This window comes from Streptomyces sp. ADMS, from assembly GCF_033441795.1.
Classification (GTDB): Bacteria; Actinomycetota; Actinomycetes; order Streptomycetales; family Streptomycetaceae; genus Streptomyces.
The window spans coordinates 1-13,522 of sequence record NZ_JAVFVX010000153.1; the positions used below are offsets into that span (position 1 = coordinate 1).

Here is a 13,522-nt window from a genome sequence, read left to right on the forward strand (position 1 = left end):
CCGCTCCAACTTCGGCCAGTAGTCCACCAGCGCGTCGCCGCACAGGTCGTACGACTTCTTCAGCTTCTTCAGGTTCTTCGGCACGTCCGAGAACTCGTCCTGGAACGCATCGGCGGTCTTCCCCGCCCACTCCAGGCGTCTCGTTCTCCTGCGCCATCCCCTTGATCAACCGCAACGCATCCGCGACATCGTCGGCGAAGTCATGCAGTGTACGGGCCAGTTGGCGGACTCGGTGCGGATCACCGGGCGTCGGGTCCTTGTCCAGGTCCAGCACATGCCAGTCCGCCGGCCGATACCCCGCCATCCCACATCCCCCGTCACATACGCGCCACCAACAACCGTGTGCACACGTGAACTTACAAGGAACGCCCGTTCGACGGGAAGGCGGTCAGCCGCTGAACCGGAACGTCGAAGTAACCGCGTCGAAGATGTCGAAGAACGACTCCGCCAGATCCAGCACCTGACTGCTCCCCGCCACCAGCGCCACCTTGCCCTCCTGGCCCGGCACCGGGATGAACGTCTGCATCAGCACAGCGCGGATGGTGCGGCCGAGTTCGTCGCCCGGTACGGCGATGTCCTCGACGCCGTACGTACGCGCCGCGGGACCGACGCCGGGGATGTCGACGGTCGTCACCTTCCGCCAGCTGTCCCCCTCCCTCTTCGCCTCCTTGACCGCCAACTGGGCCGCGATGACCGCCGGGTCGTTCGAGAGCGGCGTACCGTCCTGCGCACGGCCGCCGACCATCGAGACCGTCACCGAGCCGGTGATCGGGGTGTCGCCGCCGAAGCTCTCCGCCATGCAACCGCAGTACAGCGCGCCCGACTTCCACGCGTCCGCGGCCGCCTTCTGCAGGAACGTGGTGTACGTGTCCCGGTACTGGGCCAACTCCGGGCGCTGCCGCATCCGTTCGTCCACCATCCGCCGGATGGAGTCGTCACGGGACTCGGGGCGCACGTCGAACTCCCACCACGACTCGGGCACCTTGATCCGGAACCCACCTCGCTCGACCGTCTGCGCTTCGCTGTAGCGAGCCATCTCGTCACTCCACCCCGTTCACTCGATCTCCCGTACCGACATCGTTCCGTTGTACGGTGCCGATCAGACGTCGGTAAGACGCCGATCAGACTACGAGGCGCTCCTGGGGGACTCACACATGGGCAAGGGCAAGTCCGACCTCTCGCTCCCGCTGAGCGAACTGGAGGACTACGGCAGCCGGCTGCGCTCCATCAAGACCCGGCTGAACCACACCAAGAAGCTCTTCGAGTCCTACCGGGACGACATCGGCGACGGCAGCGTGAACGACGCGCTGCAGGACTTCGAGTCCAACTGGGAGGACGGCCGCGAGGACATCACCCAGCAGCTCGACGCCCTCGCCTCCATGTCCGACGCCGTCGTACGCGAGTTCAAGAAGCTGGACGACGAACTCGCCAAGCAGGTCAACGAGAAGATGAAGGTCCAGGACACCAGGGGCGGCGGGAAGGGAAACGGCGACAAGTGAGCCGAGGGGCCTCAGCAGCGGGGCGTCATGCACCGTAGCCGAGCCCCCTCATCCCACCTCGTTCTCCGCCACCGCCTGCCCGCGTACCGTCACATCCCCGCCGTAGAACAGCCCCGTGAACACCGGCGAGTACGTCAACTGCACCTCGACCTGCACCTCGTTCGCGTTCGCCACCACGCAGTGGGACGCGCCCGTGTCCGCGGCGGACATGCCCATCTCCTGGGCGAAGGCCTTCACGCGCGCGTCGCAGTTCTGGAAGTTGATCGGGGCGCCGCCCGCCTCGTTGCCGTAGAGGGCTTCGAGGTCGATGTCCTGGGCGGCGTAACGTGCCGCCTGCTCCGCGATGTCCGCCGCCCGTTCGCGCTTCGAGATGGACAGGCCGCCGTCGATCACGAAAGCCGAGAGGGAGAGGAAGAGGAGGGCGAAGATGATCACCGCGCCGGCACCCGAGCCGCGGTCGTCCAGGCGGGCCCACCGGCGCTCGGACCAGTCACGTACAGCAGGAACAGCAGAGCGCACCGTCACACCGTCCTCCGGAACGGGTCCAGCGGTGAGCTGAAGCTCGCCGTCAGCGTCGTCGGGATGTCCAGGCCCAGCATCGCCAGGCCCCGCACCTCGCAGCTCACCTCGACGGTGAAGATGGTGTCGGCCTCGAAGCCGGCGCTGGTCTGGATCACCGTGACCGGGCCCGAGCAGATGTCCGTGAGGTCGGCCTCCGCCGCCTTCCTGGCCTCCGCCATCGCCGTCGCGTGATCCTTCTGGATCGACCCGGCCCGGGCCGCGTCCCGCGCCGCCCCGTCGATCGCCCCGCGCCCGTCGACCAGCTGCCCGAAGGCCACCAGCACCAGGATGAACATGATCATCACCGGGGCGAGGATCACCACCTCGATGGTGGACAGGCCCCGGTCGCCGTAATTCCGAACGCGGGAAGGCAGATTCATCAGTTCTCCCCCTCCTGCACGAACCGCTCCACCGGCCCCACCGACTGCGCGTGCACCGTCAGATCGAAACCCGGGAACACCGTGGGCACGCGTGCCGTGATCTCCACGCCCACCGTGTTCTGCTCCGGCTGGAGCATCGTCACGTTCGGCGACAGGACCAGAGTCGGGCCCAGCTGCTGGATGTAGCTGTCCACCACGTCCTGCGCCTCGCCACGCCACGCGCCCGGCTGGTCGTGCGCCGTGGCTCGGGCCTTGCGGGCGCCGGCCTGCGCCGCCGCCTGGGCCACGTGGTCCGCGAAGAAGTACAGCGCGAACTGCACCGTCGCGAAGATCATGAAGAAGAGTACGGGCGTCAGCAGCACGAACTCGATCGCGGTCATACCGGAGTCGGACGTGCGGGAGCCCGACGCACCGGAACCCGACGTCCCGGAGTCACCGCGGGCGGACGCCGACTTCCGTGCGGCCTCCACCCTGCGGCGTACCCATCTGCCTGCGCCACCCACGAGCAACCCCGTCAACTCGACCCCGTACACCCCGTTTTCGTACGTGCGATCAGCAGGTGCCGCTTGCCTGGGCGCCCTTGATGCAGTCGCCGACCTTGGTGGCGCCGTCACTCAGCGCGGTGTTGATGATCGCGGCGACCACGCCGACGATCGCCACGACGACCGCGGAGATGATGACCCACTCGACGGCCGAAGCTCCGCGGTCCAGTTCGCCGGAGCGGGCGCGCTGCACCCGGCCCTGCAAGAAGGTGACCAGGAAGTCCATTGCCGGGATCCCGGTGCTGAAGTTCCGTCCGTTCATGGTGAGTTGTCCTCTCGAAACGAATCTTTGGGCAGTGGCAGTACTACTGAGATCAGCGCTGGAAAACGACTCAGACCTGGAACACGCGCATCGCCGCCGGATAGATCAGGAACACCAGGAACCCGGCGCACAGCAGCAGCTGCGCGACAAGCATCGACTGCGACTTCTCACCCGCGCTGCCCTCGATCTCCGCCAGTTCGCGGTGCCGCATGGTCTCCGCGCGTGAGGCGAGCGAGTCGCGCACCTTCGCGCCGTCGTCAGCGACCAGCGCCAACGAGGTGGAGAGGTCCTTGAGTTCCTCGACACCCAGTTCCTCGCCCAGCGAACCGAGTGCCTGCCACTGGCTGGTGCCGGTAATGCGGGCGTCGTTCAGCGCGTTGCGGATGCGCTGTGTCGCCCAGCCGTCAGAGATGTCCGCCGCCGCCATCAGCGCCTCCGGCAGACCCCGGCCGCCGGCCAGGCTCATCGACACCAGGTCGAGATACGCCCCGATCACCCGCCGCAGGTCGCGCCGCTTCTCGGCCGCGTCCCGCCGCACCTCCAGGTCGGGGAGGAAGAAGAAGATCAGCGCGAAGAGCAGCGCCATCCAGACCGGGATGGCCGGGCTCTTGCCGATGCCCAGTGTCCAGACGATGGCGAACAGGAACGGGCCGAAGAACAGACCGGCCGCCCCCAAAAGCACCTTCGTCGCGAGGAAGTTCTCCCAACTCCGGTCCAGGACGGCCAGATCGGCCCGCAGCGAGCGCTGCTCCCAGCCCTGCTGGAAGTAGAGGTCCGAGACACGGATGCCCACTTGGGCCCGGAACGAGCCGATCCGGCCGGCGTCCTGCGTGCGGTGGGCCGACTCGTACGCCGCACCCCGCGCCCGCATCGCGTCGACACGGGCGACCTGCGAGACCGCACTCCGCTTCGACGGCATCAACGCCCGTACGAGCACGTAGACGCCAAGGCCGAATACGGCGCCGACCACTACCGGCATGGTCAGGTCGTTCACCGGCGTACCCCCTCTTCAGCACCGTAGGGCGGCTGTCCCTGCGCGCCTTGGTTCGGCGTCAGGGGTGGCCGTACGAACCGCACCGACGAGTTGTCCCGTACCAGGAAGCGTTCGGGTGTCTCGATGGTCGACAGCTTGCGCAGCCACCAGAAGCCGAGCGCGAACAGACCGCAGACACCGGCGAGCACGACCTGTCCGATCGGCGTGCCGTACGGCTCGACGAACTCGCGGTTGAAGATGGCGAGTCCGAGGACGAAACCGACCGACACCACGACAACGATCTGCACGGACCGACGAGTTGACGACCGCTGTGCCATGACCCGCTGCCGCATGTCGACCTCCTCGCGCGCCGACTTCGCGAGCGCGCCCAGGACTTGACGCAGACCCGGGCCGCGCAGTCGCGCGTTGAGGATGAGCGCCGCGACGATGATGTCGGCGGACGCGTCGTTGATCTCGTCGGCGAGCTGCTGGAGCGCCTCGGGAAGCGGGGTACGGGAGCGGAGCCGGTCGACCATCGCGTCCAGGTGCGGACGCAGTACCGGGGCCGCCGCACGCGCCGACGCCGGGATCGCCTGCTCCAGACCGACCGCACCCGCGATCGTGTCGCGCAGCGACTCCGTCCAGGAGGCGAGGGCCTCCACGCGTCGCATACCGGCCCGTTCCTCCGCCGCGCCGCCGAAGAGGCGGTCCCAGAAGAAGACGAGAACGCCGGCCGCGATTCCGGCCACCGCCCACCGGGTGAGCAGCAGCACCGCGAGTCCGACGAGGGCGGCGAGCGAACCGCGCTGCCCCGCGAACCGGATGAGTTCGTTCGCCCGCTCGCTGGCCTTCTGCTTCTCGTGCTCCGGCTTGGCCGGCAGCCCGCGGATCGCGACCGCGAGCAGCGCGAGCCCGCCGCCGACGGCGATGCCGGCCCCGAGCGAGTAGAGGACCTCCGTGGAGAAGAGCCCGCCCATGGAGCCGAGCGAGCCGGCTGCCGCCGAGTACGTGTCCCCGTACGCAGAAACATCACTGTGCGTCGTCATGATCATGGTCACCCCCAGTTCCCGCCGGGCAACCGGTACCCGTGCGCGACCAGATCGTCGAGGCAGGAGATGGGCGCGTGCGGCACGATGCGGCCGTCCGGGGTCTCGGCGAAGACCTCGCTGGACAGCACACGGCCGTCGACGCCGTTGACCTCGCGGACCGACGTCACCATGCGCTGGAGCCGGCCGCCCGTCTGGTAGTTGTTGCGCCGCTGGATGAAGACGACGAAGTTCACCGCGCCCGCGACGAGCATCTGGCTGGCCTCGATGGGCAGCCGCTCCCGCGCCTGGAGCGCGTACGTGGAAATACGGTTGAAGACCTCGTGCGAGCTGTTCGCGTGGATCGTGGAGAGCGAGCCGTCGTTGCCCTGTGACATCGCGTTGAGCATCGTCACGATCTCGTCGCCGAGCACCTCACCGACGATGACGCGCGAGGGGTTCATACGCAGCGACCGCCGCACCAGCTCGGCCATCGAAATCATGCCCTGGCCCTCGGAGTTGGGCAGCCGCTCCTCGAACGCCACGACGTTGGGGTGGAGTTCGGGAAACTGGTCGAGACCCAGCTCCAGCGCACGTTCGACGGTGATGAGCCGCTCGTGCGGCGGGATCTCGTTGGCGAGGGCCCGAAGCAGTGTCGTCTTACCGGCGTTGGTGGCGCCCGCGATCATGATGTTCTTCCGGGCGCGCACGGCACAGGCCATGAAGTGCGCGACTTCCGGAGTGACGGTCCCGTTACCGACGAGGTCGGAGATGAAGACCTTGCCCATGCGCGCACGACGGATGGAGAGCGCCGGCCGCCGGGTCACGTCCATGACCGCCGACAGACGCGACCCGTCCGGCAGCCGCAGGTCGAGCTGCGGATTGGCGGAGTCGAAGGGCCGGGAGGAGAGTCCGGAGTAGGCGCCGAGCACCTGAATGAGCTCGATGAGCTCCTCGTCGGACTCGGCAACGGGATCACCCGCGACCTCGCGCCCGTCCGAGTACCCGACGAAGACCTGGTCGTACCCGTTGATGTCGATGTTCTCGACGTCGACGTTGTCGAGCAGTGGCTGCAGACGCCCGACGCCGAACAGCGCGGCGTGCACGGCGGCCGCGTACTGCTCCTCGGTCTCGGCATCCAGCGGCGTACGCCCGGCGTTGATCTCGGTGCGGGCGTAGTCCTCGAGGATCTGGGCTATGACGGCCCGTGCGTACTGCCGCTCGTCCTCGCCGGACATCGGCGTGACGTTGGAGGCCTGGTCGAGCCGACGCTGCTCGGCGATCCGGTCACCGGCGTCCTGCCGGAACCGCTTGACCAGCGAGTGGTCGACAGCGGTCATCGGCCGGCTCCGGCATGGCCGGGATGACCACCGGCGTGGCCGGGCTGCTGACCGGGCTGGCCGGGCATCTGTCCCGGAACCTGGTGGCCCTGGTTCTGGACCTGGCCCTGTCCCTGAACCTGTCCCTGTACCTGGCTGGGTACGGCCCATGCGGCGCCGTACTGCTGATACAGATCCGAAGTCACCTTGCGGGCCGACCGGATGAGCATCGACTTGTCGAGCCGCCCGCGCTTGCGCCCGGCCAACTGCTCGGCACCGGCCGGGTCCTCGGCCAGGGTGCCGACAACCCGGGCACCCGTCTGCGCGTGTACGAGCATGTCGTTGACCTGGTTGACCAGCTTGCCCGAGTTGTTCGGATCGGCGATGAGGACGACCCCGATGAGCGGCGTGCCAAGGCTGCCGGCGCCGCGCGGGCCGCCGTGCAGCTTGGTGGAGAGGGCGGCGGCACGGTCCCGTACCCGGGCGATGGCCTCGGGCTCGGTACGCGAGATGAGCAGCACGAGGGCGGCGTGCGGAAAGAGCTCGACGACAGAGGTGTCCCCGCTGATCCGCCCGCAGTCGGCGATGACGTCGGCCGGCGCGTTCGGCGAGTCGCCGAGCTGCGCGAAGGCGCTGCCGAGGGTGGGCCAGAGCCCGGCGAGCCCGGCGGCCTGCTCGGCGATACCGAGCCCGACGAGCACTTCGAGCCCGCCACTCAACGGCTGTACGTGGTCCCAGAGTTGATCGGGCACGAGCCCGCGCCGAGCGGTCGCGGCAATGGACAGCATGCCGGTGTTGGGGTTGAGCATCCCGCCGTGCGCGGCGGCACTGCGGTAGACGAGGTCACCGCCGGCCGGGTCGGTCTCGGCGAGCAGGGCCCGCCGAGGCCAGACCGCCGCGAGCGCGACGGCCGCGGTGGTGACGCCGGGGGAACCCTTGTCGGCGGCAAGAACGATGAGCGCCATGGTTCTGGGGCCGCCTTCAGCTGCTGGGGATGAGCACGAGGGCCACTTGGCCTGCGGCAGCGGCCTGAGCCAGCTCGGCGGCCTTGGTGCTGTCGACGGTGAGCGTGACGGGCAGGTTGGTGCTGCTTATGACGTCACTGTCCTTGAGCTGCTGTACGTCGTTGCTGACCTTCGCCTTGTCCACGATCAGACTGGTGCCTGCACCGGACGAGGAGGAGTCACTGGAACCCGTGCTGGAGCCGGCACCGGTGCCGGTGGAGCTGACGCGGTAGGCGGCGACGAGGTCACCCTGCTTGAGGCCGCTCGGGTACTGGCCCTCCTTGAGGGAGAGCCCGACGATGGCCTGCCCGGCGACGAGGCCGGTCTCGCCGGTGAACATCTGCCCGACGGGGACGACTCCCGCAGGGATCGCGCTGACGGCCTTCAGCTTCATCAGACCGTTCAGCTGCTCCCACGGGATGTAGTCGATGCCGTCGTCGGCCGCGACCAGCACGGATGCCGTGTTGGCCTTGCTGACGGACCCTCCGGCCGGAATGTCGGCCGTCACCTTGACGACCTCGATCCGGTCCCCGGCCCGCAGCACGAGCATCGTCGCACCCAGCGCGCCGACCAGAATCAGAAGCACCGCAAGAGCGGCAAGAGCCGGTTTGCGCTCGCGAGGCGGCGCCGGGAGCCGCTCACCGGTCATCGGCTGAGCGGGCACCGAGGAACGGCCGCCGCCCGCACCCGTACGCTCTTGGATCTTCACGCAACAGCTCCCCGTACACCCAAGAAAAATTCTGCCAATTTGATTGCCAAATAGGACACTTCACTCGCGATGCATGCGATGTGCGCGATGCACGCGACACGCCCTTGCTGGACGTACCGCCCGACCCGGCCAACTAGCCAGCGCTGGAGTGCGTGTCAAGCCATGGCACCGTATCAGCCGCACATAAGCCCCTCAAGGCGCGTTCTGGATCGTGAACAGCGCGCCGCACAACGTTATTCACGTGCAACCAAGGCCGTGCGGTTCCCCGTTGGGCGCGGCGATCCGGTTACGGCTCCCGCTGTGCACGCGCGAATCCGTTGCCGACCCGACATCCGCAGGCCGGACAACCCGGGCCACCGCCACCGCCCTTCGCCACGGGTCTGCCATGAGGCCTGCACGATTCGCTCACGTGATGAGGGGACGGACCGATTCCGTCGCACGAGGGACATCCGCTACTGACGCGTACCCTCCCGCAGCACTCCCTCGAAGAGCTCCAGGACCTCGTCCAGGCTCATCTCACGCCGTCCCCGCACCGCCGACCGCACTCCAGACGGTTCACCCGGCTGTCCTCCCGGCTGTTCTCCCGACACGATCCAGCCGCCGTCCCACTCCACCCGCCAGACCTTGCCCAAGCGGTTCTCGAACTCCACGAATCCGCCCGGGGAGTTCGCCAGTTCGGGAAGCTCCTGCCGGACGATCCGCGGGTAGGTCAACGCGCGCCCCGGATTGGTACTTCCGCCACCGGTACGGGGATTGTCGAAGCTCATCTTCACGAACGGCACCGACTCGCGCCCGATTTCGGCTGGATGGAGCATCTTCGTGTACCTGGCCTCCGCTTCGGCGAGGGTCTCGCCCCCGGAGAACTCACAGGCATACGCGGGAAAGACGATGTACGTCACCGACGTGAGGTCCGGGTTCTGCGCCTTGTGATGTCCGTGGACCTCAGGGACGGCTGCCGCGACGGCGTCGAACTCGAAACCGGGTACCCGCAGGCCCTCCACGAAGCCGAGGAAACGCCCCGCCTCCGTCAGCTCCCGCTCGTGAGCGCGGGCGAAGGACAGCACCTCACGGGCGAGGCCCTCGTCGTGTTTGCCGCGCTGGTTGGTCTGGAGGAGCCGCTTTCCGTCGTCGGTCAGAGCTCCCGCGAAGTGCAGTACCGGGTTGAGACTCCACCGCCATGCCCCGTCCAGGCCATCGAGGGCAGCGACATTGCGGAAACCGGCGATGGTGGCCTGTAGATCCATGGTTCCTTCCGAGTCTGCTTCAGATCAGGAGCACGAGTAGTTCGGGCCTGTGTCCTGGCTGTATCTGGCGTCCATCATGGCTCCCCCGCGCGAGTTCTTGCTCTTCTCCATGGCCTCCATGTTGTCCGGATCGTTGTAGAAGTCGTTGCGGGCCGGCCGGCCGGTGAGCCTGCCCTCCCGGTTCCAGTGGTCCACCACCGCTTCCCGGTGCTCATAGGTGACCGTCTCGTGGAACGGCTTGGAACCGGGGTTCGCGGGGTCCCAGATGATGTCACCGTTGCCGTCGAACCACGTCAGCTGGTCCCGCGGAATCTTGTTCTTGCCGGAGTCCAGTGGCCGCTCACCCTGCTCGACTCCTTCGAGCGTCCAGTTCTTGGCCATCTCGTCATGGGTCGACTCGCGATAGCCGGACGGGTACTCGGACTTCCGGTTGTGTGCCGTCTCGGGAGCATCGGGATCGTGCGCGTACTGGCCGTTGCCGGTGTCGCGGTACAGGCCGAGCGGGTCGATCCAGCGGTACGGGTTGGACACGTACGCGGTGTCGTTGGAGGCGGGTGCGAGACCGAGCGGGTCAGGGGTCGCGTAGTGGCCGGTCCCGGGGTCGTAGTAGCGGTGGTGGTTGTAGTGCCAGCCGGTCTCGGCGTCGGCGTACTGGCCGGGAAAGCGCAGGGGGCAGTCGACCGTGCCCTCGGTGCGACCGCTCGATGCGCTCGCCGTGTCCTCCCTCGGCAGCGGGAGCCCCCACAACGTGGTGCGCCGCTGCCAGACCAGCTCCCCCTCCTCCGATATGAGCTCGGCCGGCGCTCCGGAGAGGTCGGTCACGATGGCATGGAAGCGCGTACCGGAGTCCGGAGCTGCCGCACCACCCGGGCCACCGTGGCCACCCAGGCCACCGGGGCCCCGATCGATCTGTGTCAGGGGCAGATGGGTTCCGGGCGCGTAGTCCCAGGTGGTGCTGTGCCCGCCGGGCGTGACCTGTTCCGCGAGGCGTTGGCCGTCCCAGGTGAAGCGGATTTCCTCGGCGACCGAGCCGTCGTCGGACACGCGCCTCTTCGCGACACGGCGGCCTGTCGGATCGTAGAGGTAGTTCCAGTGGGCTCCGCCCGGCGTGACGGTGCCGACGAGCTGGCTCAGGCTGTTCCAGGCGTACGTCCGCACCCGCTTCTGGCCGTTGAGCAGCCGCCGTACCGACCGGACGACGCGGCCCTCCGCGTCCCGCTCGTACCGGGTCCGGCCGCAGCGCCGGACGAGCGTTCCGGTGAACTCCCGGTGCGCGTCGTCCGCGGCGGCGGCCGGTGTCACGGCGCTGCTGAGGTTGCCGACGCCGTCGTAGGCGTACGTCTCGGTCCAGTCGCGGGCGTGTACGGCGGTGACCCGGCCAGCCGGGTCGAGGTCGAACCGACGTGTGCCGGTGGTGAGTTCGTCCAGTTCGGCGAGGTGACCGTCGGCCCGGTAGACGTACGTGCGGTGCTGGAGCAGTGCCTCGGCGCCCTCCGGGTGCCGGGAGAGCGTCTGCGCGGTCAGGCGGCCGGCCTCGTCCCACGACTGGCCGAGGGTCACTCCGTGGCCCAGCTCCCGGGCGATCTCGCGGCCCGCCGCGTCGAAGTCGAAGCCCAGCACGCGACCTGCGGATTCCAGGCCCACCGGACGCCCGGCCGCGTCGTACGACCAGGTCGACACCGTGCCGGAAGGCGTGCGTCGCTCGACGCGACGGCCGAGCGCGTCGTACCGGTACGTCGTGGTACTGCCGTTGACGCTCTCGGCGAGCAACCGCCCCACCGTGTCGTACGTGCGGTGCAGCCGTACCTCCGGGCCGGTCTGCTCGACCAGTTGGCCCCTGGAGTCGTAGCGCAGCGAGGTGGTGCGGCCGTCGTGCCGGACCGACGTGGTGCGGCTCAGGGCGTCCCTGCCGAACGAGACGGTTTCGCCGGCTCCGTTGGTCAGGGACATCAGCGCGCCCATGGCGTTCACCTCGTAGGTGAGCGTGCGGCCGTTGAAGTCCGTTTCCGCGACGACCCGGTTCGCCTCGTCGTAGACGTATTCCCAGGTGGCCCCTTGCGGGTTGGTCACCCGGGTGAGGTTCAGCTCGGTGTCGTAGTCGAAGGTGTAGCGGGCACCGTCCGGACGGGTGCGGACCGCGGCGAGGCGGAAGTGGGTGGGGGTGTACGCGCTGGTGTTGCCCGCGGGGTCGGTGTAGGTCACCAGATTGCCCGCGGCGTCCCAGTCGAACCGCTCGGCCGGCTCCTCGCCGGACGCGCGCCACGCCAGCCTGCCCTCGACCGTCCAGCCGAACCGCGTCACGCGCCCGAGCGCGTCCGTGACGGAGGTGATCCGGCCGAAGGCGTCGTGCTCCACACTGGTGGTGCTGCCGAGGGGGTTGGCGAGCCGCACCGGCAGGCCCACGCCGTCGCAGGCCGCGTCGCGCCGGTGCCCGAGGGCGTCCGTGACGGTGGTCAGGAAGCCCGAGGCGTCGTATGTGTAGTGGGTCTCGGCGCCGGTGGGGTTGCGGGTGGCGATCCGGTTGCCGCGTTCGTCGTAGGTGTGACGCCAGGCCACACCGTCATCGCCGTACTCGCCGCCGTCGCCGCCTTCGTCCAGCACCACGACCGGCCGGTGGAACTCGTTGAAGACGGCCGAGGTGGCGGATCCGTCGGGCCGCGTCACGCGCGTCAGGTTGCCCGCGTCGTCGTACTCGTAGCGGAACGTGTGGTCCAGCGCGTCGGTCCGCGCCACGAGCCGGTCCGTGTCGTCCCACTCGTTGTGGACGGACTCGCCCCGCGCGTTCGTGGTCGATACGAGCTGGCGGCGCTCGTTGTGGCGGTAGCTGGTGGTGCGGGAGAGCGAGTCCGTGTAGTGGGTGGCATGCGCCTCGGCGTCGTACTCGATGGTGCAGTCGAGGACACCGTCCGCGCCCTCGCCGCGTATGACGCGATCGTGGTCGTCGTAGGTGAAGCGGTACCAGGAACCGATCCGGTCGGTCCATGAGCCGATCCGGCCCGCCAGGTCGTACGTGAAGGTGTACGGCAGCCCGGAGGAGTCGTACAGCTCCGTCAGATCGCCGGCCTCGTCATAGCCGTAGCGCAGGATCGTGGTGCCCTCGGGCCCGTCCGCCGGATTGCGCAGCCGTAGCCGGACGATGCGGCCCTCCGCCGTGTCGACGTGCACGTGGTAACCGCCGGAGTGGCGTACGGCGACGGGGGTGCCGTCGGATGTGCGGTCGAAGTGGACACGGTTGCCGTTGCGGTCGGATATCGCGGCCAGCGGCATGGTGAACGCCGAGTCACGCCCACCGTTGTCCGGCGACGGAGCGAAATGCCGTGTGATCCCGGTCCCGGGGTCGGTGACCCGCAGCGCCCCCGGCTGGTCCGCGTCCCACGCCAGGGGCCACCGGGGCCCGGCTTCGGGCAGCACCGGCCGGTCCGGTCCGGGAACGGGATAGCAGAGGATCATGCCGTCCTCGGTGGCGAACAACGCCCCGTCGTCGTCGAGTTCCAGCCGCTCGTCGAAGGTCGACGCCCAGGACTCGCCGAACCAGGAACCCCAGTGATAGGTCGACAGGTGGGTACGGCGGAGGATGACGGGCAGCACACCGGGCAGGCCAACGTCGGTCTGCTCGATCAGCATCTCGCCGGAGACCATGTCGATGGGGTCGCCGTTCTTGCACCGCCCCTTGGCCGGTTTACTCGTGGCGACGGCGTCGTCGGCACCCTTGCGCAGGCCCTTGCCGAGGCCCTTGGCCATTCCCTTGAGGCCCAGCTTGCCGACCGATTTCATGCCCTTGGCGAGGCCGCCGAGAGTGGTCAGCCCCTTCATACCCGGGATGCAGTCCAGCGCGGCAAGGCCCACATCCCACAGGGACGCCTGCCCCTTGGAATACTTGTAGAGCGTGTCCGCGAGCACGACCAGGGCGGCGATCAGCACGATCGCACCCAGGATCGGCCCCCCGATGATCATCGCGACGATGCCGAGCACCGCGACGACGACCTTGCACACGGCGACGATGG

The 13,522-nt window shown here is 68.6% G+C and carries 13 protein-coding genes and 1 pseudogene; 1 reads left to right on the plus strand and 13 read right to left on the minus strand.

Annotation, left to right across the window (positions count from 1 at the left end):
• Together RB628_RS36515 and RB628_RS36520 are read right to left on the minus strand one after the other, a co-directional pair.
• A pseudogene (locus tag RB628_RS36515) lies at nucleotides 1–304 on the minus strand (WXG100 family type VII secretion target); the annotation flags it as partial.
• Between the two features lie 84 nt (nucleotides 305–388).
• Nucleotides 389–1,036 (minus strand): hypothetical protein, encoded by a 648-nt coding sequence (locus RB628_RS36520; protein ID WP_318324940.1) that lies wholly within the window; start codon nucleotides 1,034–1,036, stop codon nucleotides 389–391.
• A gap of 118 nt (nucleotides 1,037–1,154) precedes the next feature.
• Here RB628_RS36520 and RB628_RS36525 point away from each other — a divergent pair, with 118 nt between their 5' ends.
• Nucleotides 1,155–1,499 carry a hypothetical protein gene (locus RB628_RS36525; RefSeq protein ID WP_318324941.1) on the plus strand — a complete coding sequence of 115 codons (345 nt, stop codon included), beginning with the start codon at nucleotides 1,155–1,157 and terminating at the stop codon, nucleotides 1,497–1,499.
• Nucleotides 1,500–1,547: 48 nt separating this feature from the next.
• Here the strand turns inward: RB628_RS36525 and RB628_RS36530 are convergent, their stop codons facing one another.
• From RB628_RS36530 to RB628_RS36580, 11 genes are all read right to left on the minus strand, one after another.
• Nucleotides 1,548–2,018 (minus strand): pilus assembly protein TadG-related protein, encoded by a 471-nt coding sequence (locus tag RB628_RS36530; protein WP_318324942.1) that lies wholly within the window; start codon nucleotides 2,016–2,018, stop codon nucleotides 1,548–1,550.
• A 2-nt stretch (nucleotides 2,019–2,020) separates the two neighbouring features.
• A complete protein-coding gene (locus tag RB628_RS36535) occupies nucleotides 2,021–2,440 on the minus strand; it encodes a TadE/TadG family type IV pilus assembly protein (protein WP_318324943.1) in 420 nt (139 codons plus the stop codon).
• Nucleotides 2,440–2,943, minus strand: coding sequence for a TadE family protein (locus tag RB628_RS36540; RefSeq protein WP_412180782.1), 504 nt, complete (start codon nucleotides 2,941–2,943; stop codon nucleotides 2,440–2,442). The genes RB628_RS36535 and RB628_RS36540 overlap by 1 nt, the downstream gene beginning before the upstream one ends.
• Nucleotides 2,944–2,992: 49 nt before the next feature.
• Nucleotides 2,993–3,244, minus strand: coding sequence for a hypothetical protein (locus RB628_RS36545; RefSeq protein WP_318324945.1), 252 nt, complete (start codon nucleotides 3,242–3,244; stop codon nucleotides 2,993–2,995).
• Between the two features lie 70 nt (nucleotides 3,245–3,314).
• Entirely contained in the window at nucleotides 3,315–4,223 is a 909-nt protein-coding gene (locus RB628_RS36550) for a type II secretion system F family protein (RefSeq protein WP_318324951.1), read from the minus strand.
• An 11-nt stretch (nucleotides 4,224–4,234) separates the two neighbouring features.
• Nucleotides 4,235–5,194: a type II secretion system F family protein gene (locus RB628_RS36555; protein ID WP_318324952.1), complete on the minus strand. Its 960-nt coding sequence runs from the start codon at nucleotides 5,192–5,194 to the stop codon at nucleotides 4,235–4,237.
• Nucleotides 5,195–5,271: 77 nt separating this feature from the next.
• Complete coding sequence (locus tag RB628_RS36560; RefSeq protein WP_318324946.1) at nucleotides 5,272–6,582, minus strand: CpaF family protein; 1,311 nt, start codon at nucleotides 6,580–6,582, stop codon at nucleotides 5,272–5,274.
• Nucleotides 6,579–7,526, minus strand: a complete 948-nt coding sequence (locus tag RB628_RS36565) for a hypothetical protein (RefSeq protein WP_318324947.1) — start codon at nucleotides 7,524–7,526, stop codon at nucleotides 6,579–6,581. Before RB628_RS36565 ends, RB628_RS36560 begins: the two co-directional genes overlap by 4 nt.
• A 16-nt stretch (nucleotides 7,527–7,542) precedes the next feature.
• A complete protein-coding gene (locus RB628_RS36570) occupies nucleotides 7,543–8,274 on the minus strand; it encodes a hypothetical protein (RefSeq protein ID WP_318324948.1) in 732 nt (243 codons plus the stop codon).
• A 452-nt stretch (nucleotides 8,275–8,726) separates the two neighbouring features.
• Nucleotides 8,727–9,518 (minus strand): hypothetical protein, encoded by a 792-nt coding sequence (locus RB628_RS36575; protein WP_318324949.1) that lies wholly within the window; start codon nucleotides 9,516–9,518, stop codon nucleotides 8,727–8,729.
• 24 nt (nucleotides 9,519–9,542) lie between these two features.
• Nucleotides 9,543–13,522: DUF6531 domain-containing protein (locus RB628_RS36580; protein WP_318324950.1), on the minus strand; the 3,980-nt coding region annotated here is incomplete at its 5' end.

What these genes read in the sequence shown, in the direction of transcription:
- RB628_RS36535 (WP_318324943.1), bottom strand. Translation starts at nt 2,440, where the DNA reads ATGAATCTGCCTTCCCGCGTTCGGAATTACGGCGACCGGGGCCTGTCC.
- RB628_RS36545 (WP_318324945.1), bottom strand. Translation starts at nt 3,244, where the DNA reads ATGAACGGACGGAACTTCAGCACCGGGATCCCGGCAATGGACTTCCTG.
- RB628_RS36555 (WP_318324952.1), bottom strand. Translation starts at nt 5,194, where the DNA reads ATGGGCGGGCTCTTCTCCACGGAGGTCCTCTACTCGCTCGGGGCCGGC.
- RB628_RS36575 (WP_318324949.1), bottom strand. Translation starts at nt 9,518, where the DNA reads ATGGATCTACAGGCCACCATCGCCGGTTTCCGCAATGTCGCTGCCCTC.
- RB628_RS36520 (WP_318324940.1), bottom strand. Translation starts at nt 1,036, where the DNA reads ATGGCTCGCTACAGCGAAGCGCAGACGGTCGAGCGAGGTGGGTTCCGG.
- RB628_RS36560 (WP_318324946.1), bottom strand. Translation starts at nt 6,582, where the DNA reads ATGACCGCTGTCGACCACTCGCTGGTCAAGCGGTTCCGGCAGGACGCC.
- RB628_RS36565 (WP_318324947.1), bottom strand. Translation starts at nt 7,526, where the DNA reads ATGGCGCTCATCGTTCTTGCCGCCGACAAGGGTTCCCCCGGCGTCACC.
- RB628_RS36550 (WP_318324951.1), bottom strand. Translation starts at nt 4,223, where the DNA reads ATGCCGGTAGTGGTCGGCGCCGTATTCGGCCTTGGCGTCTACGTGCTC.
- RB628_RS36525 (WP_318324941.1), top strand. Translation starts at nt 1,155, where the DNA reads ATGGGCAAGGGCAAGTCCGACCTCTCGCTCCCGCTGAGCGAACTGGAG.